General features: G+C 63.6%; 24 protein-coding genes. 11 read left to right on the top strand and 13 right to left on the bottom strand.

The genetic code is table 11. The annotated features are described in order from the left end of the window. Nucleotides 1-53: 53 nt before the first annotated feature. Nucleotides 54-887, bottom strand: a complete 834-nt coding sequence (locus tag B3T77_RS08670; RefSeq protein ID WP_287928181.1) for a universal stress protein — start codon at nucleotides 885-887, stop codon at nucleotides 54-56. Nucleotides 888-1095: 208 nt separating this feature from the next. On the opposite strand from B3T77_RS08670, the gene B3T77_RS08665 reads away from it, so the two are divergent. The 5 genes from B3T77_RS08665 to B3T77_RS08645 all read left to right on the top strand — a co-directional run bounded on the left by B3T77_RS08665 (nucleotide 1096) and on the right by B3T77_RS08645 (nucleotide 5978). After that, nucleotides 1096-2127 carry a glycosyltransferase family 4 protein gene (locus tag B3T77_RS08665; protein ID WP_287928182.1) on the top strand — a complete coding sequence of 344 codons (1032 nt, stop codon included), beginning with the start codon at nucleotides 1096-1098 and terminating at the stop codon, nucleotides 2125-2127. Nucleotides 2128-2771: 644 nt separating this feature from the next. Then, entirely contained in the window at nucleotides 2772-3428 is a 657-nt protein-coding gene (locus B3T77_RS08660; protein WP_287928183.1) for a cyclic nucleotide-binding domain-containing protein, read from the top strand. 80 nt (nucleotides 3429-3508) lie between these two features. Continuing rightward, nucleotides 3509-4042 carry a pyridoxamine 5'-phosphate oxidase family protein gene (locus B3T77_RS08655; protein ID WP_287928184.1) on the top strand — a complete coding sequence of 178 codons (534 nt, stop codon included), beginning with the start codon at nucleotides 3509-3511 and terminating at the stop codon, nucleotides 4040-4042. A 151-nt stretch (nucleotides 4043-4193) separates the two neighbouring features. Continuing rightward, nucleotides 4194-5222: a sensor histidine kinase gene (locus B3T77_RS08650; RefSeq protein WP_292078892.1), complete on the top strand. Its 1029-nt coding sequence runs from the start codon at nucleotides 4194-4196 to the stop codon at nucleotides 5220-5222. Nucleotides 5223-5252: 30 nt separating this feature from the next. Then, the gene (locus B3T77_RS08645; RefSeq protein WP_287928186.1) at nucleotides 5253-5978 is read left to right on the top strand and encodes an alternative oxidase; all 726 of its coding nucleotides are present in this window, start codon (nucleotides 5253-5255) and stop codon (nucleotides 5976-5978) included. Between the two features lie 380 nt (nucleotides 5979-6358). Here the strand turns inward: B3T77_RS08645 and B3T77_RS08640 are convergent, their stop codons facing one another. Continuing rightward, nucleotides 6359-7786: a multicopper oxidase family protein gene (locus B3T77_RS08640; protein ID WP_287928188.1), complete on the bottom strand. Its 1428-nt coding sequence runs from the start codon at nucleotides 7784-7786 to the stop codon at nucleotides 6359-6361. 159 nt (nucleotides 7787-7945) lie between these two features. Between B3T77_RS08640 and B3T77_RS08635 the strand changes: the two genes are divergently transcribed. Beyond that, nucleotides 7946-8647, top strand: coding sequence for a DUF6629 family protein (locus B3T77_RS08635; protein ID WP_312184807.1), 702 nt, complete (start codon nucleotides 7946-7948; stop codon nucleotides 8645-8647). A gap of 93 nt (nucleotides 8648-8740) precedes the next feature. Next, complete coding sequence (locus B3T77_RS08630) at nucleotides 8741-10018, top strand: hypothetical protein (protein ID WP_292078891.1); 1278 nt, start codon at nucleotides 8741-8743, stop codon at nucleotides 10016-10018. A gap of 138 nt (nucleotides 10019-10156) precedes the next feature. Here the strand turns inward: B3T77_RS08630 and B3T77_RS08625 are convergent, their stop codons facing one another. From B3T77_RS08625 to B3T77_RS08600, 6 genes are all read right to left on the bottom strand, one after another. Then, a complete protein-coding gene (locus B3T77_RS08625) occupies nucleotides 10157-11380 on the bottom strand; it encodes an MFS transporter (RefSeq protein WP_287928191.1) in 1224 nt (407 codons plus the stop codon). A 47-nt stretch (nucleotides 11381-11427) separates the two neighbouring features. Next, nucleotides 11428-13851: a heavy metal translocating P-type ATPase gene (locus tag B3T77_RS08620; RefSeq protein ID WP_292078890.1), complete on the bottom strand. Its 2424-nt coding sequence runs from the start codon at nucleotides 13849-13851 to the stop codon at nucleotides 11428-11430. A gap of 110 nt (nucleotides 13852-13961) precedes the next feature. Beyond that, a complete protein-coding gene (locus B3T77_RS08615) occupies nucleotides 13962-14807 on the bottom strand; it encodes a type II glyceraldehyde-3-phosphate dehydrogenase (RefSeq protein WP_292078889.1) in 846 nt (281 codons plus the stop codon). An 81-nt stretch (nucleotides 14808-14888) separates the two neighbouring features. Further along, nucleotides 14889-15746, bottom strand: coding sequence for an alpha/beta fold hydrolase (locus B3T77_RS08610; RefSeq protein ID WP_040349824.1), 858 nt, complete (start codon nucleotides 15744-15746; stop codon nucleotides 14889-14891). Nucleotides 15747-15864: 118 nt separating this feature from the next. Further along, entirely contained in the window at nucleotides 15865-16455 is a 591-nt protein-coding gene (locus B3T77_RS08605) for a TetR/AcrR family transcriptional regulator (protein ID WP_008259822.1), read from the bottom strand. A gap of 116 nt (nucleotides 16456-16571) precedes the next feature. Further along, nucleotides 16572-17762, bottom strand: coding sequence for an acyl-CoA dehydrogenase family protein (locus B3T77_RS08600; RefSeq protein WP_232216262.1), 1191 nt, complete (start codon nucleotides 17760-17762; stop codon nucleotides 16572-16574). A gap of 96 nt (nucleotides 17763-17858) precedes the next feature. Between B3T77_RS08600 and B3T77_RS08595 the strand changes: the two genes are divergently transcribed. After that, a complete protein-coding gene (locus B3T77_RS08595; protein ID WP_008260488.1) occupies nucleotides 17859-18761 on the top strand; it encodes a CoA transferase in 903 nt (300 codons plus the stop codon). A gap of 1091 nt (nucleotides 18762-19852) precedes the next feature. On the opposite strand, the gene B3T77_RS08590 is transcribed toward B3T77_RS08595, so the two are convergent. After that, nucleotides 19853-20311 carry a hypothetical protein gene (locus B3T77_RS08590; protein ID WP_292078883.1) on the bottom strand — a complete coding sequence of 153 codons (459 nt, stop codon included), beginning with the start codon at nucleotides 20309-20311 and terminating at the stop codon, nucleotides 19853-19855. Nucleotides 20312-20493: 182 nt separating this feature from the next. On the opposite strand from B3T77_RS08590, the gene B3T77_RS08585 reads away from it, so the two are divergent. Next, a protein-coding gene (locus B3T77_RS08585; RefSeq protein WP_088582396.1) for an IS5 family transposase occupies nucleotides 20494-21254 on the top strand; the annotation gives its coding sequence in 2 pieces (ribosomal slippage) (nucleotides 20494-20821 and nucleotides 20821-21254; 762 coding nt in all). A gap of 46 nt (nucleotides 21255-21300) precedes the next feature. Here B3T77_RS08585 and B3T77_RS08580 read toward each other — a convergent pair. Beyond that, nucleotides 21301-22503 carry a patatin-like phospholipase family protein gene (locus tag B3T77_RS08580; protein ID WP_292078879.1) on the bottom strand — a complete coding sequence of 401 codons (1203 nt, stop codon included), beginning with the start codon at nucleotides 22501-22503 and terminating at the stop codon, nucleotides 21301-21303. 87 nt (nucleotides 22504-22590) lie between these two features. Here B3T77_RS08580 and B3T77_RS08575 point away from each other — a divergent pair, with 87 nt between their 5' ends. Beyond that, nucleotides 22591-23265: a TetR/AcrR family transcriptional regulator gene (locus B3T77_RS08575; RefSeq protein ID WP_292078877.1), complete on the top strand. Its 675-nt coding sequence runs from the start codon at nucleotides 22591-22593 to the stop codon at nucleotides 23263-23265. Between the two features lie 314 nt (nucleotides 23266-23579). Here B3T77_RS08575 and B3T77_RS08570 read toward each other — a convergent pair whose 3' ends face one another. Further along, nucleotides 23580-24137 carry a DUF4142 domain-containing protein gene (locus B3T77_RS08570; protein WP_292078875.1) on the bottom strand — a complete coding sequence of 186 codons (558 nt, stop codon included), beginning with the start codon at nucleotides 24135-24137 and terminating at the stop codon, nucleotides 23580-23582. Nucleotides 24138-24473: 336 nt separating this feature from the next. Here B3T77_RS08570 and B3T77_RS08565 point away from each other — a divergent pair, with 336 nt between their 5' ends. Next, entirely contained in the window at nucleotides 24474-24866 is a 393-nt protein-coding gene (locus tag B3T77_RS08565) for a hypothetical protein (RefSeq protein WP_292078873.1), read from the top strand. Nucleotides 24867-24873: 7 nt separating this feature from the next. Here B3T77_RS08565 and B3T77_RS08560 read toward each other — a convergent pair whose 3' ends face one another. After that, the gene (locus B3T77_RS08560) at nucleotides 24874-25530 is read right to left on the bottom strand and encodes a TetR/AcrR family transcriptional regulator (RefSeq protein ID WP_292078871.1); all 657 of its coding nucleotides are present in this window, start codon (nucleotides 25528-25530) and stop codon (nucleotides 24874-24876) included. 355 nt (nucleotides 25531-25885) lie between these two features. Next, nucleotides 25886-26086 carry a hypothetical protein gene (locus B3T77_RS08555; RefSeq protein ID WP_292078869.1) on the bottom strand — a complete coding sequence of 67 codons (201 nt, stop codon included), beginning with the start codon at nucleotides 26084-26086 and terminating at the stop codon, nucleotides 25886-25888. Nucleotide 26087 lies beyond the last annotated feature (1 nt).

The raw sequence follows: 26087 nt of genomic DNA, 5'->3' as shown, positions 1-26087 counted from the left end.
GGTCCACGAGCCTCGCGCCGTCTCCCACGATCGTGATCCTCGATGCGCCGGGATCAATGGCTGAGCAGCAGGCAGACCGGGGACGCGCCTAGCAGCCCATGGGTCACGCCGCCCAGCACCCATTCGCGCATGCGGGCGTGGCCGTAACCGCCGGCGACGATCAGGCCCGCCTGATGCTCGTCGGCGAATTTGAGAATCTGGCTCGACCGTGCGCCGTCATCGCCCTGAAGCACCTGGGCGCTCGCCACGATGTCATGGCGTCCCAGGAAGGCGGCGACATCGTTCGTGCGGGCCGCGGCCTCGTCCATGCCGCCCTCGGCGCAGATCTCGATCACATAGGTCAGGGCCGAGGCTCTCAACATCGGCAGGGCGGAGGCGACCGCGCGCTGGGCCTCGCGGCAGTCCTTCCACGCCACCACCGCCGCCGTTCCCGGAGAAAGGCGGACCGGCGCGGGCGGGACGATCAGAACAGGACGCCCGAGCGCCATCAGGGCGTCGCCCGGGTCGATGGACCGTTGCGGCGCTCGCGCGGGATCGAGACGACCGAGGATCAGCAGGTCGGCGGCGCGGACGGCCTGCCCCACCACATCGGACGGAAAGCCGATCCTCCCGCGCCATTCGCAGCGATCGGCATGGGTTCCGACCGCCTTCCAGAAGGTCGTTTCGGCCTGGGTCACATCGGCCTCGGCCATGTCCCGGAACAGACCGAGCATTTCACCCAACATCGCCCCGCCGGCATAGGGATCGACCTGGGGCGCATCCGGCAGACTGGCCGATATTCCGATCAGGCGCGCGTCGAACCGCTCGGCGAGATCGCAGGCCAAGGCGATGCGCGCCTCGGTCTCGACGCCCTGGTCGACATAGACCATCAGGCTCTCATAGGTCATGGGGTTGGCTCCGGTTTCGGGCCAACTGCGCCCTTCGCCCCGGGCGACGCATTGATCGGGATCAAGGATATCGGCCGATCGCCTTGGCAAGATGCGCGCCTCATCGGATGGAGACATGCGCCATGACCTCGAGTCCCACCGCTCCGTCGCAGGGGCCAGCAGGCGGCCCCTGCGCCCCTTCCTCGATGGTCCCCCGGAGCTTCTACAGATGAGGATCGCCCAAGTCACACCGCTGTACGAAGCCGTGCCACCGAAATTCTATGGCGGTACTGAACGGGTCGTGGCGCATCTGACCGACGCCCTCGTGGACCTCGGCCACGAGGTGACCTTGTTCGCGAGCGCCGACGCAGAGACCCGGGCGCGTCTCGTTCCGGTTCGCGACCAGGCGATCAGGCTCGACCCCTCGCCGTTAAAGTCTGACCTGGCGGCTCATCTGACGATGCTGGCTCAGGTTCTGGACCGGGTCGACGATTTCGACGTGATCCATTTCCATACCGACATGATCCAGTTCCCCATGTTCCGGAACTGGGCGGGCAAGACGCTGACGACATTGCACGGGCGGCTGGACATGAAAGATCTGGCGGGGGTGTATGCGCGGTGGCCCGAGTTCGGCCTCGTCTCCATCTCCGACGACCAGCGTCGCCCTCTGTCGTTCGCCAACTGGCGGGCCACAGTCCATCATGGGATGCCGGCCGAACTCTACAGATATTCCGGCCGGTCGGACGGCTATCTCGCTTTTCTGGGACGCATATCGCCCGAGAAACGGCCAGACCGGGCCATCGAGATCGCCACGAGACTGGGAAAGCGGCTGAAGATCGCGGCCAAGGTGGATGCAGCCGATCGCGTCTACTACGACGAGACGATCAGGCCATTGATCGAGAGCAATCCGCTGATCGAGTTCATCGGCGAGATCGGCGATCACCAGAAGTCGGAGTTCCTGGGCGGCGCTGACGCCCTGCTCTTTCCCATAGATTGGCCCGAGCCGTTTGGCCTGGTCATGATCGAGGCGATGGCGTGCGGCACGCCCGTGGTCGCGTTCCGTTGCGGTTCGACCAGCGAAATCGTCGAGGACGGAATGACGGGCTTTCTGGTCGACACCATGGCCCAGGCCGTCGCGGCCACGCTACAGGCCGCGCAACTCGACCGGCAGGCCATTCGCGCCCAATTCGAGCGGCGTTTCTCCGCCACCGCCATGGCCCTGCGTTACGTGGATGTTTATGATGCGCTCCTGGCCGCCTAGCTGAAACGGACGCATCCTCAGAGATCTGGTGGGAGGGCGGTCAGACGGGCCAGACCTCCATGGCCCTCGGACCGGGCCTGTGGCGACCTGACGTTCGGCTCACGCGTCGACGGTCGTCACCAGCTAACCCGGAACTCACCTCCCGCCGATCTCCGGGGGCGGGTCGCGGTCCGCCTCCGGGCGGCATTTCCCGCCACGCTGGAGTTCGTCCTGTCGCACGACGAAAACCGAGACCTGATCGCATATTTGAATTCGATCCAGTCGCCGACCGGCTCGGGAGGCCAAGACGGCGCCGGCGCCGATCAAGGCGAGCTTAATCCCGGCGCGGGTCAGCTCCCGGCGACCAAATAACGGACGAAGCTTTACGGTTGCAAAAACCTTGGCGAATACAAGGGTTCGTCTATGTCACACCGAACGATTTTTGAATTTTACTCCTCGTCATCTGAGTAATTCAACGCCGAATAGATCGCTACGGGTTGCGGCATTTGATCTGGATCAACGATTTCGTTAGGCGTTCGGGGCTCCGGCGCGCATTTTAGCGAATGATCGCTGCCACGAAGCCCATGCTTGCGCCGCGAACGCTTCCTCACGGATGCGTCGACCGGCCCAAAGTCAACGATTGCGACAGTTGCGGCGCGCGGGCGTTGAGCGTCTGCGGCAGCGTCGCCGATCAGGATCTCAAACGCCTGGGAGACCTGGCTGAAGTCGTCAAGCTGGCAGCCGGGGCGGTTCTGACGCGGGAAGGCGAACCCGCGCCCCATGTCTTCAACATCACGTCGGGATCTCTGAGGGTCTACAAATTGTTGCCCGACGGTCGGCGCCAGATCACGGGCTTTTTGTTCGCCGGCGACTTCCTGGGCCTGGCGATCGGTGAGGTCTATGTGTTCTCCGCCGAGGCGATCGAGCCGACGACCGTCTGCAGGTTCCGCAAAGGACCGTTCCGCGCCCTGGTCGAGAGCAGCTCGCCGTTGGAACATATGCTCCTGCACCGCACGTCTCATGAGCTGGCCGCCGCTCAGAACCAGATGCTTCTGCTGGGGCGCAAGACGGCCATCGAGCGTCTGGCGTCCTTTCTTCTCGACCTGCCCGGGCACGACCCCGCCCGTCCGACGGCCCCTGGCCATGTCCGACTGCCCATGAAACGTGGCGAGATCGCCGACTATCTGGGATTGACGATCGAGACGGTCAGCCGAGTGCTCACCCGCATGAAGGCCAAAGGCATCATCTCGATGCCCTCCCAGAGCGAGCTGATCGTCGAACGTCCGGACTTGCTGCGCGCGCACGCCTGCGGAGAACTCTGACGCCGGACCGTTGAGCCAGATCAAGGCAGCCGGCGGGCCGGGAGGGTAGGCGGGAGACCGCTGACCCGGAGGACCGCATCATGGACGCTGACTCAAATATCGACCGCTACCCGCCGATCAACGGGGCCGCGGTCGAAACCATCGTCGAACTTCTCGATCGTGAACGGCTGATGAGCATCGGAGTCAATCGACCCGACGGCTGGCCCCAAGTGACGACCGTCGGCTATCTGAATGACGGGCTGAACCTGTATTTCGTCAGCGGCCGCGAGAGCCAGAAACTGGCCAATCTCCAGGCCGATGATCGTGTTTCGGTCTCGATCCACTCGCTGGCGGAGCGGGGCGGCGCCGTCGGGGTTTCGATGGCCGCGCACGCGACCGAGGTGACGGACGCCGGCGAAGTCGAACGGCTCAACCAGATGATGTTCAAGCGCTGGCCGATGGTGAGCGTCTACTGCCCGGCGACCAGTTCCGTGGCGATCATCCATGTGAAACCGGAACTGATCTGCGCGATCTCGGCCGTCGATGGCCGAAGCCGAACGGAATGTTTCTCGCTAGGCGAACCTGCGGGACCAGGCGGCCGAGAGCCTGACGCCACCCGCCCGGATGCCATTTGATTTGATCGCCTTCCCGCCGTTCGAAACGCCGGTCGCAGCGCCCCCGTGATCTGGATCAAGGCAGTTGTCAGCCCGCAGGGCTAGCCTGCCTTGACCGGTCGGCCCAAGGCGTGGGCCCGGCCGGCTCCGCGACATTCAACAGGGATCGTTCATGCCGACATCGACCGTGCCCGTGCCCGTGCCCGATATATCGATGTCTCTCGCGCTGTCGCTCATCAACGCCTCGGTCGCCCCCGTGCTTCTGCTGGACGGTGAACTCGAGGTCGTGGCCGCCAGTCAGTCGTTCCTCGAGGATTTCGACATCGACCCGAACGCTATCCCGGGTTGCCGGCTGGCGGATCTGGGCGCCGGCGAATGGAATGTGCCGCAGCTGTGGTCTCTGCTGAGAGCGACCGCCTATGGCAAGGCTGACATCCGTGCCTACGAGATGGATCTGGTGCTCGCCGATCGGCCACCCAAGCATCTGATCTTTCATGCGCGTCGCCTGAGCCCAGGGCCGGATCAGGGCGTGCGGCTCCTGTTGACGATCACGGATGTGACGATCCCCAGGGCGAAGGATCGTCAGAAGGACGAACTCATCCGTCAGAACGCGCTGCTGTATCAGGAGGTGCAGCACAGGGTCGCCAACAGTCTCCAGATCATCGCCAGCGTCCTGATGCAGGGCGTTCGAACGGTCGGATCGGATGAGAGCCGAAGCCATTTGCGAGACGCCCATCAGCGCATCTTGTCCGTCGCGGCCGTGCAACGGCACCTGGCCGGATCCACGACGGGGGACGTCGAACTCCGGGCCTATTTCACCGACCTGTGTCGGAGCATCGGCGACTCGATGATCAGAGACCACAACCAGTTGGCGCTGACCGTATCCGTGGACGACAGCATCGCTTCATCCGGCATGTCCGTAAGCCTGGGTCTGATCGTCACCGAGCTGGTCATCAACGGGCTGAAGCACGCCTTTCCCGACGACCGAAACGGCGACATCGTCGTCGATTACCACGCCCGAGGCGATGGCTGGATCCTCAGCGTGACCGACAACGGCGTCGGCATGCCCAGCGGATCCCAGACGGTCAAGCCAGGTCTGGGCACCGGGATCATTCAGGCTCTTGCTGGTCAGCTGGGCGCTCGCGTCGAGCTCGCCGACGCGCGGCCCGGTACGCGGGTATCCATCATTTGTCTCCCCTAACCACAAACGGCGTCCTGAAAGGACTTGCAGATGGTCAATAGAATTCTCGCTCCGGACGACCGGGCCCTGGCGGAGGAGAAGGTCGCCGAACCCGCCGTCCACCATGTGCCGCGAGGCTTTTCTGATAAATTCGCCCTCGGCTTCACCAAACTGCTGCGCGTCTGCGCCGACACCTTCTTCGCCAAGAAATACGGTCACCGGGCCATCGTGCTGGAAACCGTCGCCGCCGTGCCCGGCATGGTCGGGGCCACGCTGACTCACCTGAGATGCCTGCGACAGATGAAGGACGACGACGGCTGGATCCGCACCCTGATGGAGGAGGCCGAGAACGAGCGGATGCATCTGATGACCTTCATCGCCGTGGCCCAGCCGACATGGTTCGAGCGGCTGGTGATCCAGCTGGCCCAGGCGGTGTTCTACATCGGCTTTTTCGGGCTCTACCTGATCTCGTCGCGCACGGCCCACCGGGTGGTCGGATATTTCGAGGAGGAGGCCGTCATCAGCTACACCCTGTATCTGAAGGAGATCGACGAGGGCCGCTCGCCCAATGTTCCGGCGCCGGACATCGCCATCCATTATTGGAAGCTGCCAGCCGACGCGACGCTGCGCGACGTCGTGCTGATGGTACGGGCCGACGAGGCCCATCACCGGGACGTCAACCACGGCTTCGCCAGCACGCTGAGCGGAACGGCGATCGATCAGCTTCCCGTCGCCCCCTATCCGCCGCACGCCAACGAAATTCGCATGCACGCGTGAAATACTCCGAGGGCTGCGAGTGAGGAGCGACTTGAATGGAGGCCGGCAATCGCCGGCCCCAAGGTCCTGCTCCACACGGGTTGGGCCGCGGACGGAGAGCGGCTGAGCGTCGAGGAATCCGTCCTGACCGGCGAGGCCGCCCCGGTGCTCACTTTCCCGTCAAACGCTGGGGTTCGCGCCGCCGCCACCCGACGCGCTCAGCAAACAGTATTTGACCCCGGCGCAGGCGACCTCGAGGGCATGGCCCGCGGCCGCTGGTGGCGATCGTCGTGTTGAACCGGCGCCCGGTCGGCGGCTCCAGCGGTCAGGCAAGACCCACGGCCTCCGACGGCCTGCGGCCATGCCCGGAGTGTGGTCGTTCGCCGCTCGACGACGTCAGTCTAGGTTGAATAAGAGAGCTGCGTCATCATTCCCGCCGCCATGTGGTAGAGGTGATGGCAGTGGAAAGCCCACTGACCGGGATTGCCGGCATCGAATGCGATGGTGACCGACCGCTGGGGTGGGATGTTCACAGTATCCCGCATGGCGCCGGAAAACCGCTGACGATTGATCGCCACCACCTGAAAATGATGGCCATGGAGGTGCATCGGATGGGACATCATGCTTTTGTTGAGCATGGTGACCTCGATCCGGTCACCCCGGCGCACCACCATCGGCTCAGCGGTTTCAAGACCCCAGCCATAGGTCGCCATCGATCCGGTCAGCGCCAGATCGAAGGCCCTGTGATCCGAATGGTTTTCCAACGGAACCAGAGCGGACAAGCGAGCTTCAAAATCCAGATCCAGCACGGGAGCGTCATCGACGGACAGTTCAGGCAGTCTGGAAACGGTCGCCCCCGGGGGCTGAAGGATCAGGCCCGTCCGTTGCCTGGCGCCCTCCCGAAGAGCAAGGACCGGAAACGACCGGACCTCGCGCGGCAACTGTAGACGGACGTCGAGCCTTTGCCCCATCGCCACAGGAAAGCGCCGGCCCTTGACCGGTTGGACGAGCTGCCCGTCGACGGCGATCACCTCCCCGTCGACCTCACCCAGATCCAGGGTGAAGGCGGTAGCCGTCGCCCCGTTTATAACCCGTAGCCGCACCCGTCCGCCGAGTTCGACGGCAACGATTTCAGGGTCGCCGAGGGTTCGGTCGTTGGCGAGATAGGCGTCGTACTCGACGTCATTGATGTCGATCGCCATCCCGACGCCGTCGGTCGAGGCGGTCGTCGGCGCCATGCCGGCGATCGGCGCATGATCGGGCGCCGGGCTGCCGCGTGATTTCAGCCTTTCGAGGATCTCCTCGGGGGAGGAAAACGAAAAATCATGCAGGAGAACGATGATCTCCTGTTCGTCGCGCCGCTCCTCCGCCAGGGTTCGGACAATCAGAGGAGCCGCCAGCAACGCCTGCTCCTGCAGTGTGTGGGCATGCATCCAGTGCGTTCCCGCCGCACCCACCGGAAAATCGAAGCTCCGTTCAGTGCGGGCCGCCATGAGCGGGAGAGCGGCGCCCGCCACCCCGTCGCTTGCAAAAGGCGGTGTCAGGCCGTGCCAATGAATGATGGTCGCCTCATCCGTATCGTTCTCCAGCATCACATTGAATGCGTCCCCCTCCCGCAAGGCCAGGCCGGGCGTTCCATTCGGCTGACGCAACCCGAAGACGCTTGCCGCCCTTCCGTTGACCTCGATGGTTCGCCGGGCGATCCGAAGCTGTACGGGGACGGTCGCCGGCCGAGCCATGAAGCTCTTGGCCCACGAAACTTGCGGGGCTGCGAAAGCGAGCGCCGTGGCGCCCAGCAGACTGCCCTCGAGGAGGCGGCGGCGATTCATCGGGAGCTCCTGGATAAACGGTGGCGGCCACTTTGAAGCCCCCAGCGGTCCGTGCATTGATCGGGATCAATACCCGACCGTGATCCGCAGGCTTGCTTTGTCCCCCCAAGGAGCCGCAGGTCGTACGCACCGGATCGACCCGGCGACAGGACGCAAGCCATCTGCCTTTCAGCCGCCGTCAGTTATGCCGCCGCCGTCGTGCTGATCCCGGTCGGCACGGTCACCCTGGTTCGGGGACTACGGACGGACAGGCGTTATGCCGCCTTGTTCGCCCTGCCCCTTCTGTTCGGCCTTCAGCAGATGTTCGAGGGTCTGGTCTGGACCGCCGGCGGGCTCGACGATCAGGTCGCGGTGGCCCGGTACTCCCTGGCCTATATGTTCTTCTCCTGGCTGGCCTGGCCCGTATGGGTGCCGGTCGCCGTCTTCCTCATAGAAGGCTCTCGCCGCAAACCCCTGTTTCTCGTCATGGCCGTCCTGGGCGGGATGCTGGGAGGCCTGCAGTATGTCCCCTATTTCGCGCATGAAGGCTGGCTCACGGTGAGATTCCTGCCGAACGCGATCGTCTATCAAAGCACCGAGCTTCTGGACTTCATCATAGGGCGGGAAGGAACCTACGTGATCTACATGGCGATCGTGGCGGGCTCGCTCCTCCTGTCGTGGGACCGCAACGTCAAGGTTTTCGGTCTGCTGGTGTTCGCCGTCATGGCGGTCACCTACGCCTTCTTCGCCTACGCCTATGTCTCGGTCTTCTGTTTCGGCGGAGCGCTGATGTCTCTCTACCTCGTCTGGATGGCTTTCGGCGGAGGCTTCAAGACGGGTCGACGTGAGCCCGACTGCGCGGTCGGCTCCGTGCCGACATGATGCGCGCAGGCTTGACGCTCCATAGTCTGCCCAGGCGGCGCCGGTCGGCAGGCGAAACCGCCGTTCGCGCCGCCGTCGGAAAAGGAGGAGCGGATGGGTGAAACCGGCGGCATCGGGGACAGCGCCCGCGACGCTGTGCTCAACAGAGACTGCTTCTGCATCACGCTCGACAGATCCAGCTTGAGTGCGGCGATCCGTGCGGAGGCCGGGGATCCGGACCTCGTTGGCGCGCTGCTCGCCTCAAGGCCGAATCTGTTCTCCGGCGGGCCCGTCTTCATCTCCACGCACGACGTCAAGGCCATGCTCGACGTCGTCGCGGCCATCGAAGCGGCGACCGGCGACACGGCCTATCAGGAAGAGGTGCTTGGCTGGGCTCCCGCGATCGCCCGCCACGACTTCGGCCCCCGCGGCGTCTTCATGGGCTATGATTTTCATCTTGGCGGCAGCGGCCCCAAGCTGATCGAAGTGAATACGAATGCCGGGGGCGCCTTCCTGAACGCCTTGCTGGCCCGCGCCCAAGAGGCCTGTTGCCGCCAAGCGCGTGACGCCAGACGCGCAGACGCGCCTGGCGAGTTCGAAGCGCTCGTGTGGCAAATGTTTATCGACGAATGGGAATTGCAGGGTCGCGTCGGTCAGCCACGGACGATCGCCATCGTCGACGACGGCCCGAAAGATCAGTTCCTCTACCCGGAGTTCCTGCTGGCCCAGCGTTTCTTCGAACAGCGCGGCGTGAAGGCCTGTGTCGTCGATCCCTCCGAACTCCGGATTTCCGAGGGACGCCTTGAACATGAGGGGCAGACCGTGGACCTCGTCTACAACCGCCTCGTCGACTTTTCCCTCGACGCCGCAGGCCACGAAGCTTTGCGAGACGCCTATCTCCACGGCGCTGTCGTTCTGACGCCCAACCCCCGCAACCATGCCCTGTTCGCCGACAAACGGAATCTCAGCCTGTTGTCGGACCCGGCCATGGTCGCCGGTTGGGATCTGACGCCAGGCCAACTGAAAAGCCTTTCGGCGATCCCCCACACCGCCCTCGTGACGGCCGAAAACGCGGAGAGGCTGTGGGCGGAGCGCAGCCGGCATTTCTTCAAGCCCGCTGGCGGTCATGGTGGAAAGGCCGTCTATCGCGGCGACAAGCTCACCCGGCGCGTTTGGGCCGAGATCCAGCGAGGCGGCTATATCGCCCAGGAACTGGCAAAGCCGAGTGAACGTCGCATCAAGATCGACGGAGAGATCCAGTCTCTGAAGCTCGATGTCCGCCTCTACACCTATCAAGGCCAGCCTCTCCAGATGGCCGCCCGCGTCTATCAGGGCCAGACGACAAATTTCAGAACCCCGGGCGGCGGCTTCGCTCCCGTTTTTGTCGTCTAGGCCCCCGAATGCCGAGGTCAGGCGTGGCGATGCTTGCGCCCCTGGCCGGCCAGGGTGCTTCGGATCCTGTCGCCCGCCAACCAAACGTGACGTCCGGACCGAAGCCGCTGACCTTTCAACACGCAGCGGCGCCGTGGTTTAGTTTTCAGCTGAAGCGCGCCTTTGACGGTCAATCGGGAGGGCATGGGTCAGCATGCGAGGCATGGCCATGCCGAGAACGACGCCGAACCCGGTCAATACGGCCATGATGATGAACGAGGCATCGGGCAACCAGGCGACATCGTATAAAAGGCCTCCCCCGGCCGAACCGACGGCCGCACCCAAGCTTGCGGCAGCCGTTTGCCGGCCGAGTTGAGCGCCCTGCGCCTGACCGGCCATGCTGGAGGTCCAGTAGGTCAGGATCGGCGCGAGAATGCCGGCGCTTGCCGCCACGGCGCCGATCACCGCGAGCATCAGGGTGAAATCCGTCGCGCGCGGAAGCAGGAACAATCCCGTCGCCAGGACGACCAGGGCCGGTGCTATGAGCCAGCGGGTCGCCGAGGGCTTGATCCAGGGCGAGAAGACAATGGCCTGAACCACGAGCATGACCAGGCTGCACTCCGTAAACATCAGGGCGATCTGAGTCGGGGTCATGCCCAGTTCCTGCTTGCCGCGAAGCGCCAGACCGACCTCGAAAACACCGACACCGGCCGCGACGATGAATCCCAGGATCAGCAGATTTGGGATCAGCCAGCGGCCTGTCGACGAAGCGGTCGGGTCGGGCGCGCCCATCCGCCCCCTGCGCCGGCTTCGTGGTATCGCCAAGACGGCTGCGCCGGCCACGGAAAATGCGAGAACCGCCGTCGCGCCCAGCGGAAACGCCAACGACCCCATGGGATTGGTGATCGACAGCACGTCTGCGGCAGCGCGCGCGATGAACACGCCTAACATGGGTCCCAGGAGAAATCCCGAGACCCCCGCCAGGCTGACGAAGGTCAATCGGCGCGCGCGCACCTCGTCGGTCGCCGCCAGATCCCCTACGGCGGCAAGCGCCACCGGCGTGACCGCAGCGGCGAACAGACCGCTCAGGATCCGCTCCGCGTAGACCGCGACGAGGCTCTCGACGAAGGCGAAGACCAGCATGGTGGCGCCAAAACCCGTCAGGCCGATCAGCAGGATGACGCGGCGTCCATGCCTGTCCGAAAGGCGGCCCCACATCGGTGCGAAGAGAAACAACGACAGCATATAGAGGCCGGTCAGCAGACCTGTCGACCGGGAGACCTCTCCCGCCGAGGCGCTTTCGCCAACCAGCCGTTCAATCAGGAACGGCAGCAATGGGAGGACGACGCCGAAGCCCATCGACACCGTGAACACCGAGGCCATCAGGACAGCCATCGCAACCGGTGGCAGGGTCAATCTGGCGTTACGCTTCACACCGCCGCCGTCGCGGTAAGCGTCGGCTCCGCTACGACCGCCTCGCCGGGCCGGCGGATGCCGGTCAGGCGGGTTCGTTTCAACATCAGGGCGTTGATCGCCACGAGCGCTGAGCTCCCGGACATGGCGATGGCGGCGATGCTCGGTCCAAGCAGGAAGGGATAGAGCACGCCGGCGGCCAGCGGGAAGGCGATGACGTTGTACCCGACGGCCCACCACAGGTTCTGGTGCATCTTTCGAAGCGTCGCCCGGGACAGTTCGATGGCGCCGACGACGTCGAACGGGTCGCTCTTCATCAAGACGATGTCTGCGCTCTCCATGGCGACATCCGTGCCGGCGCCGATGGCGAAGCCGACATCGGCCTGGGTCAGGGCCGGGGCGTCATTGACGCCGTCGCCGACCATGCCGACCTTCTTGCCCTGAGCCTGCAGCTCCTTGACCTTGCTCGCCTTGTCGCCGGGCAGAACGTCGGCGAACACGCGATCGATGCCGAGACCCTTGGCGATCCGTTCGGCCGTACCCTGGTTGTCCCCGGTCAGCATGATGACCTCGACGCCCCGAGCGCGCAGGGCCTTGACCGCCTCGATCGCAGTGGGCCGCACCGCGTCGGCGATGGCGATCAGACCGACCAGTTTGCCGGCCACGGCCAGGTGGACCACGGTCCGGCCGGCGGCCTGCAACGCCTCGGATTTTGCGCCGAGTTCCCCGAGGTCGATCTTGTTCTCGGTCATCAGCCGCTTGTTGCCGAGCAACACCGTCTTGCCGCCGATCTTTGCCTGAGCGCCCTTGCCCTCGAGATTGGTGAACCCGCTCGCCTTGGGCGCCTTCACCTTTTCGGCCCTGCGCAGGATGGCCTGGGCCAGAGGGTGGTCAGATCCGGCCTCCACGGCCGCGGCTGCGGCCAACACCTGATGCCCCGTGGCGCCGTCCGCCGTCACCAGATCGACGACTTCGGGTTGGCCCATCGTCAGGGTGCCGGTCTTGTCGAAGATGATGACGTCCAGCTTGGTGGCGTCCTCGAGCGCCGACGCATTCTTGAACAGGATGCCATTCATGGCGCCCAGTCCGGTCCCGACCATGATGGCCATAGGAGTCGCCAGGCCCAGCGCGTCTGGACAGGCGATGACAAAGACGGTGATGGTCAGGCTGACGGCGAACAGGAGGGGCTGGCCGATGACCCAGAACCAGACCACGAAGGTCAGCAGGCCTACGAGGATCGCGGCCCAGACAAGCCACTGGGCCGCGCGGTCGGCCAGCAGCTGCGAGGGAGCCTTGGAGTTCTGGGCCTCCTGAACCAGTTTGACGATCTGGGCGAGTGCTGTGTCCGCACCGACTTTGGTGGCGCTGTACTGGAACGTGCCGCTCTTGTTGATCGTCGCGCCGATCACGGTGTCGCCCACCTTTTTCTCGACCGGCATCGACTCGCCGGTCAGCATGGATTCATCGACGAGCGACGCCCCCTCCAGCACGGTGCCATCGACCGGTATCTTGTTGCCGGGCCGGATCACGACCGTATCGCCGGACACCACCTCCGCGGTGGGCACCTCCACTTCCTTGCCGTCACGCAAAACGGTCGCCTTGGGCGGGGTCAGATCCATCAAGGCCCGAATGGCTTCGGATGCGCCGGCCCTGGCGCGCATCTCAAGCCAGTGACCGAGAAGGATGAAGACCAGCAGAATCGCCGACGCTTCGTAGAACTGCTGTCCGCCGTAGATAAAGGTGGAGCCGACGCTGAAGAGATAACCGGTGCCAACGCTCAAAACTATGAGCACCGCCATGTTGGCGACGCCGCTTCGCAATGACCGCCAGGCGGCAACGACGAAGGGCCAGACCGGATAGAGGATGGCGCCGCTCGCAAGGATGAACAGGACGAGGTCCAGCCTCATGCCGAACGGAGGCGGAATCCGGATGAAGTCCATGCCCATCGGCGAGAAGGCGAAGATCGGCAGACTGAATCCCAGCGCGACCCAGAAGCGGTTGCGCATATCGCGCACCATCGACTGCATGTCTTTTCCGGAGCCATGGCCCATTTCGTGGGCCATGGCGTCCTTCTGCGCCTTGCCCCGGGCCGGGTCTTTCCCGTTCATGAGGCCCGACTTCGCCTTGGATGTCTCGCGGGAATGTCCTCGATGCGCGTCGGCGGGCCCGACCGGCTCCGGGGCGCCTTTGGCCGGCGCTTCGTGATTCTGGCAGACATGGTTGGGGAGGGCCTCGCCGGCGCAGTGGAAGCCGCAGGCCTCGATCGCCGCCCTGATTTCAGACAGGCTGGTCTTGGCCGCGTCGTAGGCGACCGTGGTGGACCCCGACACCGGATTGACGGAAACGCGGCCGACGCCGTCGATGCGACGCAGCTGTCGTTCAATCCCGGACGCCCCAAGGATGGAGAAGAGATTACCGACTTCAAGCGTCCGGGTGGTCATTGATACTCTCCGACTGGTGAGGGAGAGCCCAAGTGACGCTCCGTTGGATTGTCTGCGCCCCTCCCGGTCGGCAATGGTCCTGGAGCGGTCACGTCTCTAAGCGCGGGCGTCTAGGGTGTCCGGGCGCCGGCCTCGGCGAAGAGTCGGCCTTCGATGCCCATGGCCGAGTCGGTCGCGGCGATTGAGCGCCGCCCGGATGTCTCGCGTCCATCGAGCGCTCTGATGGCGTCGATCGTTTCGGGCACGACGATCGCCTGATTGTCGACCATGTAGGCGTAGAAGAGCTCATCGCCCTGCACCGTGAGCATGTCGGCCCAAAGCGCCACTTCATAAAGGTCGCTGCGGGAGCGGCCCCGATCCGCCATCAGTTCCTTGACGGCGTTAAGCGCATCCAGACCGTGCTCAGTCTTCATCAACAGGATGCGTGACGACGAGCGGAAGGCATTGAGCACCTCCTCCTTGTCCACGGGACGGGTCAACTGGACTGACCAGTAGTGCAGATGGGCGATCGTCTCGGGGACCTTGACCGCCATGGTCACCACGTCGAGGTCGGGATCGACAGTCCGGGCGTCCGGACCCTGGTGGCTGGGGATTTCGGGCTCAGGAACCAGGGTGTTCATGATGCCGCCCTGATGGCTCTCCCACGGATCGGTCGCGCGGCGAAGCAGGGTTCCCCGGGCGCGTCCAAGCAGACCGGCGCGCTTGAGTGCGCTCAAGGTCCGCACAGTCGCGGTTGTGTTGCAAGAAACCACTCGGGTCGATTCACGCCCGATCGCCGTCTCGAAATTGGCCTCGGCGACGAAGGAATGCCCGGTTATGCCGTGCTTCAGGTATCGGCGACGCAGAGGCGAATCCCGTCGCTCAAATTCTACGGTCCCTATGTTCGCGGCATGCTGTGCGAGGCGAGCATATCTTGTAGGCGCGGGGAGGGGCCGTTGCGGCGCGTCCCCGGTCACAAACGCCGCCGGCTCGGTTTGATCGTGGAGAGAGACGTCAGCACGACGAACCCCAGCATGGCATCAGGCATTTGCGTCGGATTACTGAGGGTCTATGCGCTCCAGGAATTCAACCACAGCACTGAGAAAGGCGTCGTTGCGATCACCCGCCACCATGTGTGAAGCCCCGGCGACATCGGTGAACTGGGCGTTCGGAAGCTGGTCGACGAAGGATTCCGCCGCTTCTAAGGATACCAGCTCACTGAGGCGACCGCGGATAAGATGGACCGGCAGTTTCAACCCAGGCAGCCGAGCCCGGAATGCCTCCGCGTCATGCAAGGACTTCCCGCTCTGCATACCGGCGACGACGCCGGGATCCCAATGCCAGCGGTATCGGCCGTCGGCGCCCTTCCTGAGGTTCTTGGCCAACCCGGATTGATCTGAAGGTCTCGGGCGGTGGGGCAGATAGGCAGCAATAATGTCGGCCGCTTCGTCAAGACTTCCGAAACCTTCCGTTACATTGGCGCTCATGAACTCGATCACCCTGGCGGCTCCGTCCAGGTCCATGCCGGGAACGATATCCACCAATGTGATCGAGTTGAAACTTCCAGGCGCGAGTTCCGCCTCCGCGTACAGTCCGGCGAGACCGCCCAGCGACGCCCCGATCAAGGCCGGACGGTCACCCATCGTCTTCGCAACCTCCACAAGGTCGGCCGCGAACCGCTCGATCGCGTAGCTGCCCGTCGTCGACCAAGCACTGTCGCCGTGGCCGCGAAGATCGAGCGCCACCACTTGCCAACCTCGATCCGCAAGCACCGTCGCCGTCTTGGCCCAGGAATGTCGGGTCTGGCCCCCGCCGTGCGCCATCAGGATCGATCCGCGTCCGGGCCGACCATAGCGGTCGGCCGCCAAATCTAGACCGTCGGTGGTCCTGAACGCTGCTCTGGCCGGTTCTTTCATTCGGAAGTCTCAATCTTTGGTTCGGAGTTTCGCTTCGTTTCTGAACCGGTCGCAGGATCAGCCCAGGCGTTGGAAACCGGCGGAACTCTGCACCACCCCCTCAAATCGCCGGTTTCGATCACGCGCCTGGCCCATCCCTTAGGGGTGGAACCTTGGGTTCCAAGGCGTCCACCCACTGGTTCAAATAGGCTTCGAACAACGCTTTCGACGCTCCCAAATGAACGTCAGCGTGCATGCCTCGCATCAACCATTGGCTCAACATGAATGTCCGACCGACAGACAACTCACCGGCGGGGCCGCCAAACCCGGCGGAATCAGCGGGATGAAAATCCTGCACCATCCGATAGAAGCCTGTCCAAAGACGGGTGAGGATTTCCGCGAGTTCCGGAGCCCTGCGGCTGGCGTGGCTGAGTTCCGCCAAAACAACGCCTTCGCGCGCGAGGAAGATGTCTTTCCAGAGCGCCAGTGAAAACTGCCTGATCGGATCAGGGTCTCTCTGAACTCGCTTCCAGATCTCAAGCATCTTCTGGGACACGTCAGCGACGAGAGACGCCGTCGCAGCCTCGACCAGGGCGGCTTTCGATGTGAAGTGATGCAAGGGAGCCCCGCGTGAGACCCCTGCCACGGCCACGACCCGGCCGATCGTTAGTTCGCCATAGCCATGCTCGTGAAGCGTCTCGAGCGTCGCCTCGATCAGCCGCCGTTTCATCGCGGCGGATCGCTCGGTCTGGGTTCGGGGGTGAGGTCGACCGTCATGTGCGAGATGTGTCATGGCCTCTCACGTTTCGGCTGGATTGCACAAGGAACCAAAGGTCACGGGCCAGACTAGAGTGCCCGGGAGATCAGCTCTCGCATGATGTCATTGGTGCCCCCGTAGATCTGGTGGGCGCGGTTGTCGACGAACGCCCGCGACACAGGATACTCCCACATGAACCCGTAACCGCCATGCATCTGAACACACTGGTCTATGACGCGGCTGCACATCTCTGATACCCACATCTTGGCCGCCGCAGCCGCCATCGGCGTCAGGGTCCCGGCGATCTCCGCCTTAAGACATTCGTCTACGAAGGTGCGGCCGACGCCGAGTTCGGTCTGCATGTCCGCCATTCGGTGGCGCATGGTCTGGAAGGCGGCGACCGGACGCCCAAAGGCGGTACGGGACTTCACATAGTCGCGAGCGATGTCGAAGGCGGCTTCTGCGCTCGCCTGCGCCTGGATTGCGATCATCAGGCGCTCCCAGGCGAGTTGCTGCATCAGCATCAGGAAGCCGGCGCCTTCGCTGCCCAGCAGGTTCTCCTTGGGAACCCGGACATCCTCGAAGAAAAGTTCAGCCGTGTCCTGGGCTCGCATACCCATCTTTTTGAGCGGTTTTCCCTTGGTGAACCCAGGCGTACCCGCTTCCACGAGCATCAAACTGGTGTCCGCGCTCCCCTTGCCGGTTTCTCCGGTCTTGGCGACGACGATCACGAGGTCAGCGAGAAATCCGTTGGTGATGAAGATCTTTGATCCATTGAGGACGTAGTGGTCGCCGGCGTCGCGGGCTCGGGTCCGAATATTTTGGAGGTCCGATCCTGTTCCGGGTTCGGTCATGGCAATCGCGCCGATGAGCTCTCCAGACGCCATTCTGGGCAGATACCTCTCCTTTTGGGCCTGGCTGCCATAGTGCTTAAGGTACGGCGCGACGATTTCGGAGTGGAGCGAAAAGCCTGGCCCGCTGGCGCCCACGCGCGCCTGCTCCTCCATAACTATAGTCGCGAAGAGGCGGTCCGCGCCGAGCCCTCCGAAGGCCTCAGGCATCGTCACACACAGCATCCCGGCCGCACCCGCCTTGTTCCATAGGTCTCGGTCGACATGCCCCTGAGCCTCCCAGGCTTCCCAGTGCGGGTAGACCTCAGCCTCGAAAAAGTTTCGCACGCCCCGGCGGTAGTCGTCGTGTTCCGACCCGAAGACGGTGCGATTGAGCAGGGGAGTGGTCTCCGGCGGAGCCATGAAGATCGGCCTAGCGTCCTTGGACATCGTCATCGCTCCGCATACCAAGCGTCACGTGCCTGGGAAAAGTTACATGTTGGACGTACAGTATGTTGTCTAGCATGATCAGCCTGTCAAGGTGAGATGACGGTCTTCGACCGCAGCGGTTTCGATAACGATTTGGAGTCCAGCCCGATGAATCCGGCTTCGACCTATGACAGGCATCGCCCATTGGCAGGATTCAACGTCATCTCCCTGGCGCAGAATCTGCCCGGGCCGGTCGCGTTGTCGATGCTCGTCGCGGACGGCGTGACTGCGACGAAGATAGAACCGCCTTCGGGCGATCTGCTTCACCTTGCATGCCCTCCCTGGTACGAAGACCTGCATAGGGGAGTCGAGGTCTACGCCCTGGATTTGCGTGAACCGTCACAAATGGCCTCGCTCCGCACCATACTGGCGCAGTCAGACCTGCTCATCACCAGCCAGAGACCCTCTGCCCTGTCGCGCCTGGGAATTACAGCGCCGTCGCTGATGGAGATCAACAGCCGGCTTTGCTGGGTCGAGATTGTGGGCGACACCCGGGCGCCGGAAGTGCCGGGTCATGATCTGACCTACCAGATGGACGCAGGCCTGGTCGCTCCCCCGTCGATGCCTCTTACCCTTATCGCTGATCTCGGGGGGGCAGCGGAAGCGGCGCGCGCTGGGCTGGCGCTGCTGCTCGGTCGGGAACGTGGATCGCAGGGTCGCCATCGCACCGTCGGCCTGAAGCAGGCCGCACTCGCGTTCGCAGCGCCGGTCGGCTATGGCCTGACCCGGAGCGGGGGAGCCTTATCGGGTGCGTTTCCGGGCTACGGAATCCACCCATTGAAAAATGGCTGGGCGGCGGTTGCAGCGATCGAGCCCAAATTCGCCGCTCGCTTGATGGAGATCACCGCGGGGGATCCGGAAGGATTTTTATCAGATCTTTCGGTGTCCGAAGTTGATGAGATAGCCAAGATCAACGACCTGCCGATCAGCACAGTGTTCGGTTCTGAAGAGACTTCCTAGCTCGGGATTGACGGGCATAAGAGTATGAGGCCGGCTCGAAAATGACGGGCGGCCCGCACAAACTCACCACAGAAACGATCGAGCATTACAGCACTGAGGCCCGTTTCGGCAAAGGCGTTCAATAGTCCCCTTGCCGTCCCATCGCGCTCTGCGATGTTGGACCACATCGCCTCGCGGCCTCCCGAGGTCCGGCCATCCATCACTCGCCCGTCGACGTCGTGGACACGCCTTGGGTCCAGCAGGCTGGTCGGAATGGAGAGACGCGATGTGTCGCGCGACGACCTCGGCTTGGCCAGCTGTGCGAAAGGATAATGGCTTCAAACGCACGGATACCAAAACCTTCCCACGTCCGCCTTCCGGCGTTGATGAGTTTGTCGACGAGATCCACGCCCGTGGGGACAGTCCTAGGCTCCGGTCCTGTCGCTCTGACCTGCCCTGAAGCAGTCAGCCGCGGGATGGTTCGCTTGGGCGTCGCGCCTGTCTGTGATTGACCCGCTCTCGGTCGCTCTTCCCTAGCTACAGGACCCGCGGCTGCAGACCGGCTTGACGACTATCGCGGCGATCAAATCCCGATTTCGCCTACAGCTCGGTCATCTGAGCGACGATCCGGCGTGAACTCGTGGGGATGTGGAGCCCAGCCCAGGCTTGTAATATACGGTCGAAGCCTAGCGAATAATGGAACGCTTTGGTACCAGCGACGTTTTCAGGACGTTCACAAGTGGACATCCTTCCTTCCAAGCCGGCACGGTCTATGACCGTGCCGGTCCTTCCCGGCGATGACAGACGAGCACAGGACTCCAGACACTTAAGCCATGTTCGCTGCGGCCGGAATCTTGAAGAAGGCCGTCAGATGCTCGGCACGACGGTAGTTGTTAAATCGATGTGGCCGGTTAGCATCGTCGCTACCAGAACGTCCGACTAGGAAGCCCAGGAAGTTGAGAGCCCGGCGCTACGACTTGCATTATGAAGTCGCCGGATTGCCCCACGCTTTGGGACAGCACTCTTCGGCCGCTGCCTTGCTGCACGATCATCCGAGGCTTGAGCAGGCTGGGGTTCTTTCCTCTGGGGGCCGAGCCGACCGGGATCGCGCTCTAAGGAAATCGGTACGTCATGACCAGACCTGCGGTATCGATACCCTGGTTGCGCCCGTCGCCCAGGATTTGTCCGTGCGAAAGATGGACCCACTGGAGACCGATCCTCGTGACTTCCGAGGCCTTCCAATCAAGGCTGAGGGCGGATCGGAAGAGATCCCGTGAGCACAGCAGTAGCCGCGATTGCGCCTCGACAGGATTGATCGTGTCCACGACCCCGTCATGCAACGCATAACCGAACTGGATCTCGCCGCTGAACCGCTCGGACAGGTCGCGACGCCACGCCAGGCCGACCGCCGCGAAATTCGTGTCGCCGTCGCTGTTCACCGAGCCGCTCACATAGACCCTTGGACGGCCGACAGTCGCCAGGGCCGCGATGGGCCGGCTCAACAGCGCCACTTCGAGGTTGAGGCCGCTTTCGCGATCGCCCGCGCCCAGATGGAGGACGTCGTGCTGCATGACGGCGACGCGGATCTGCCGACCGTCATCTTGGGCATTGGCGACGCCGGCAAGGGACGGAAAAGACAGGCCGATGGCCGCCGCTGAGATCAGCGGACGGAGTTTTTTACTAGGTCGTAGTGACGATTTAGGATTCCCCGACTGACGCGGTTCTGATTCAACGCTTCTCTTTGGAGGGGTCGATGGAAAGCGAAGTTCTTCGGGACGATCAGTGGGCGCGGATTGAGCCGTTCGTGCCGGGCGGTCGCAAGGGCAAGCGGGGTCCGCGCAGCAACGGTCGCCTGTTCGTGGACGCCTTGTTGTGGATGGCTCGGTCGGGTGGGCGCTGGCGCGATCTGCCGGAGCGGTTCGGTCCCTATCAGACGGCCAAGCGGCGGTATTATCGCTGGATCGAGATGGGGGTCCTGAACCGTCTGTTCGAGGCTGTGGCGGCGGAACCCGATCTGGAATGGGTCATGCTGGACGCCACCGTCATCCGGGCCCACGCCCAGGCCGCCGGCGCGCGGCGTAAAAGGGGGGACCGGACGCCCAGGCGCTTGGCCGGTCTCGCGGCGGCTTCGGAACCAAGATCCACGTCTGCGTAGACGCCCTGGGCCTGCCGGTCCGCATCCTGCTGGGGCCGGGCCAGCAGAACGACATGGCGCCCGCCGTCGATCTGATCGACGGCATCGCCGCCAACTACGTCCTGGCCGACAAGGCCTATGACGCCGACAGACTCTATCGCAAGATCATCGACCAGGGCGGCGATCCCGTCGTGCCGCCCCGCCGCCACCGCAAGCGACAGCACGCCTACGACAAGGGTCTCTACAAGGAGCGCAACCGCGTCGAACGGTTCTTCAGCCGCATCAAGCACTTCCGCCGCGTGGCCACGCGATACGACAAGCTCGCATCGACATTCATGGGCTTCGTCACCCTCGCCGCCATCATGCTCTGGCTCAAATAGCTAAATGGTCACCGCCACCTAGAGGGCATCGAATGTCTCGTTGGCGTCAGGGGTTCTGAGGACCGGGTTGCCCGCCGGATCCGCCACCCGGTGGGGAGGGGGGGTCCACCAGGCCGACATTCAATGGCGCCCAGCCATCGCCGGCCGCTGCGCGACGACGGCCCTCCTCGAAGAGCGCCGTCATCGAATCCTGGTCGAAATCGAGCGCGGAAGCGTCGACCTCTGGGGGAATCGCCGCCACGTTCACGCGCATTCCGTTGCGGCGAGCGAACGCGCCCTGGGCCGCAAGACTGGTTCGCAGAAGAGACTGGGTCATGCTCTGGTAAGACCGGACGAAGACGGACGGCAGTCTGCCCTTGGTCTGACGATAGTCCTGCCCCAGCTTTCCGTTTATGATGACGTAGAGTTCGCTGCCGCTCCAGCCGGAAAGGGCTTCGCCACTCAGGATCATCCCTTCCGGAACGCCGAGAAACGGGGTGTTGACCCCGCCATCGACATGCATCTCCTGCCGAACGGTCCCGGCCTCGGTCACTCCGGCGATCAAGACCGGGGGGAAGACGCCCGGAATACTGGCCGATGCGAGAAGCACCTGACGGAACAACCGCAGGGCGTTTTCATCGCCGCCCTCGGCCAGAAGGCCCATGTCCCAGATCACCGTCTCGCCGGAATCGAGGTTCGTCGTGGCGACAAAGAGCCTCCTCCCCTTTTTGTTTTCCAGGGCGATTTGCGCCAGCAAAGCCGGCGTTACGTGCTCTTCGACAAGCGCTTCCAGCGTTCGCGGACTGAAGAGACCTGGCGACAGAAAAGCAGCGAAGCTGCGCCAGCTTAAGAGACCCTCGGTCTGTCCTTCGGAATAGGCTGCCGCGAGTTCATCGTCCCAGTCAGGACCGAGGAAGGCGTAGGGCGCTGCCAGGGCTCCTGTGCTCACGCCTGTGACGATATCGAAGTCCGGGCGATCGCCGTGCTGAGTCCACCCGGCCACGATGCCGGCCCCATAGGCACCGTTTGCACCCCCTCCAGACAAGGCGAGAATCGACCGGCGGCGGTCACTGCCGGCGAGCCGATTGCGAAAATCCTCCGCAATCCGCTCCAGCCGGCCTTGATCGCTCGGTGCGATCCTGGGGTCCTGGGTCGCGACGAGGCCCCGCTCCAACTCGTGGAGCGACATCTCGGGCGCGCGATCCACCGTCGCACACGCACTGAAGGCCAGGCCGCAGGCTGCGATCAGCGCGATACGAACTCTCTGCATAAGTACTTTCTAGCAATGAGGGTAATACGCCGTAGCGTTACCCCGCAGGAACTCGCCCGTGCGTGTTGAGTTCCCTACAGTGTGCGAATGACCTCTGATCTCTCACATTTTGACGAGCCGACGGAGCGTGATCCGAAAATTGGTCGTCCGAGCCTTCGAGAAGCCGACATCATCGACGTCGATCTGCTGGCCACCACCTGGCGACTCTTTGTAGATCAAGGTTATTCCAGAACCACAACCGAGGCGGTCGCGCGCCACGCGCGCATGAGCAAGCGCACGATCTATCAAAGATACAGTTCCAAGGATCAGCTCGTGGAAGCGGCGATCCGCGATGCTCTGGAGCGCTGGAGAAGCCACGTCCGGGCATCTCTGACGAATACGACGTCCCGCTCCGAGGACTGGCTGGGAGAGTTCGTTCGCCGCTGCCTTGAGATCCTGGTCTCGCCGGAAGGAAGCGCCCTCATGGGCTTTCTGCTCACGGAAGACGAGACCTTCCGCACCATCAGAGAAACTGTGTCGGCTTCAGTTCGCCAAAGCGTCGATGTTTTCTCGGTGCTTCTGGCGCAGCGGACGCCGGGCCTGTCAGAGAAAATGGCCGAGGACCTCTCTCTGGCGGTTCTCGACCTGCTGATCGGTTTCGCGACCCGTCTCAACGCCCTGCAGCCTGATGACGCCATGGATGAAATTCGAACGCGAGGGTCGCGATTCACGGCTGTTATTCGCACCCTGGTGGATAGGCAATGCGCACAAACCCCACCTTAAAGCGACGGTCGACCGACGACGTCGGCATGCCGGGCGTCACGGAGTCTCCGACAGTCCGCGTCCGCAAGACTTGCTCAAGCGCGAACCCGGCTTCGGCGCCACGCCGGCATCACGCGCTTTCGACGGGGTTAAAGCGCCTCGTGGAGAATCAAGATCGGGGCCCGGGCGCCGATAAAGACAATCGCTGTGCCGGAAGACCGTCGCGGTACAGTGGCAGCCCAAGGTCAACCGGCTTTATGGCGACCAAAACACCAATGACAGATGGAGACGTCCGGACCGTGCGTCGGACCCTTTCCGCCCGATCTTTGAGGTCTTCAGGAGTCCAGGGGCCGCAGCTTGTCACCCCCAAGCCGGCGGACTTCGTCCAGTTGGTTCTGGGCCGACAGGCTGGCGGCATGGGCATGAGCCTTTAGGTGTGGATCGTCGGTGTGAAGAGAAAAGGTGGTATGCAGCAGAGAAGAGTCGAGCAGTACGGTGATCTGCTGCGCCAACCACAGGCGATCCCGCTCCTGCGGAGCGGCGGCTTCGAGATCGGCGACATAGGCGGCATGTCTGGCCGAGAGGCGGGTGGGGGCCGCTGTCCCGCCGACATCCGCGAGCAGGTTTGACTGGGTCGCCAGCAGCTGGACATGTTGCGCCTCCAGGCTGTTGGCCAAAGCCTTCATCTCGGGGTCCGCGAATCGGGCCTTGATCGCCCTTGCCGCTGCGACAAGATACAGGTCGTCATAGCAGGCGGCGACAAGGTATCCCTCAGGCGTATTGACGTCGTTGATCTCCGGGGCTCCGCTGGCCGCCATTGGCGTCTCAAGCGCAACAGCGTCGACCGGTTCCGGATCCTCACTTTGTGGTCCGCAGGCCGCGACGGCCAGCATCGCGCAAGCCATCAGGATCGTGATTTTCCACACAGGGAAACTCCCACAAAGCGCCTTCAAAGACGAAGGCCAAAATGGAACGACTGGGTACCCTAAAGAGTTTCGTCAATGCCCCCGTTTGGGCGTCCTTCCCATTCGCAGTGCGGTCTTTGGCCGCGCTGCGTCGTTCTTCCGCTCGTCTGATTGAGGATCGTCATGCTGCGACAATACACAGCGCTCCTTCTGCTCGTCGCCCCGCTGGCCGCATGCAATGCAGGCATGTCCATTGACAGGGGGACACAGACGTTCAGGGCGGGGGTCGGCGACGCCGCAGCGACCCCGCTCGAAGATCTGAATGTGCGCCGCGACGCGATTCCCGCCGTTCTGACCGAAGCAGCCGCCCATCCCTATGAGCTTGCAGGCCTCAGCGGGTGCAGACTGATATCGGCCGAGGTCTCACGCCTGGACGAGGCGCTGGGACCCGATCTTGACGATCCTGAACGGGCGAGCGTCGAACGAACGGAAGACATCGCCGCCGGTGCCGCGCTGGACGTCGTTCGAGACACGGTGACGGACTTCATTCCCATGCGCAGCTGGGTCCGCCGTCTGTCCGGCGCGGAACAGCACAGCCGCCGGGTTCAGCAATCAATTCAGGCGGGGTTGGTGCGCCGATCGTTCCTCAAGGGCGTCGGCTTGCAAAGAAGCTGCCGTCCGCCCGCCGCGCCGCTAGGCGTTCGCCCCCTGCGCTAGGCTCGTGTCAACCCGCCAGTCGTTTGGGGCGCCCGGCCGAAGGCGGTGCTGTTTCCTCTGGTCCGCATCCATACAGTTCCAGAAATCGGTCGGCCGCGGTGCGGGCCTCTTTCGACGCGTCGCCGATCTCGGCGGCGTCGAACAAGCCGGCGAGCATTCGCACTTGGGTCCCCGCCACTGTCAGGGCGCGGAACTCGGCGGCGGCCTCGTCCGGATCCGGGCATTTCAGGCGCCCTGCTTTCATCTCCCGCACGAGAAAGTCTCTGAGGCTCGACGAGCACTCTTGCGAGATTTCAGCGCAGATCGCATTCGCCCGAGTGATGTCTTCAGGCAAAACCCGTTCCATGGCTCGAAGCGCACGGTGGTACCGAACGGTGCGCATTTGCCTCAAGGCGGATTCTGCATAGGCGGCCAAGGCGGTTCGAGTGTCCGGTTGGCCCGGGACCTGCGCAAACGGTTCCAGAAGCGCCGCCCGGCACGAGTCGAGAACCGCAAGCTTCAGGCCCTGCGCCCCACCGAACTGATTGTACACGGTCTGGCGCGATACGCCGGCCCTGCTAGCGATCGCGGCCAGGGACGGCCTCGCGCTACCCGCAACATCAATCGCCGCCTCAAGAATGGCGTTCTGCTTGTCCCGGTCGATCGCTCCGCGGTGTCGACTCATCTTCCATCCCGTCGATCAGCCGACCTCGCGAGGGCCCAGGCGCTCCAAGAGATCGCGCTCGCATGCCAAAGGCGTGGACACATCCGAGCACCAAGTTGACGCTCCGCGTCCGCCTCCGTCAACTCAAGCTTTTGAGTGTCTTGAACGCCACCGAGCCGCCGAGGGAGGGCCATGTATGCCGGTCAGTCCTCCCGTCCTTCGTCGGAGCGGTGGCAGGCGCGGTCAGCAGTGACGTGCTGCTTAGAGGGTTGACCGCGGAACGACAGGTCACCTTCTCCTGTCTTGCCTTGCCTTGCCTTGCCTTAGCCGCGATCGGCAGCGGCTTTAGCCGATTCGTCCAGACTGGCAGACGCTCTCATTCGAAGATCGAACGCCGCATCGCGCAGGTGCTGTCCGCCATCGGCGCCTTCACCACCCAGCGCTCACCAAACTCACAGACTCTCTCGGCCTCCTTGATCCGGCGTTTGTCACGTTGGGACATCAAGCCGATTTTCTCATAGTGACGGATCATGCGTCGGCAGACGCCGCTGGCGTCCGACGTCGCGCCGATATTCATC

The organism is Brevundimonas sp. UBA7838, from assembly GCF_002500885.1.
In the GTDB taxonomy this organism is placed as follows: Bacteria; Pseudomonadota; Alphaproteobacteria; order Caulobacterales; family Caulobacteraceae; genus Brevundimonas; species Brevundimonas vesicularis_C.
This window is presented reverse-complemented; position numbering and strand designations above follow the sequence as displayed.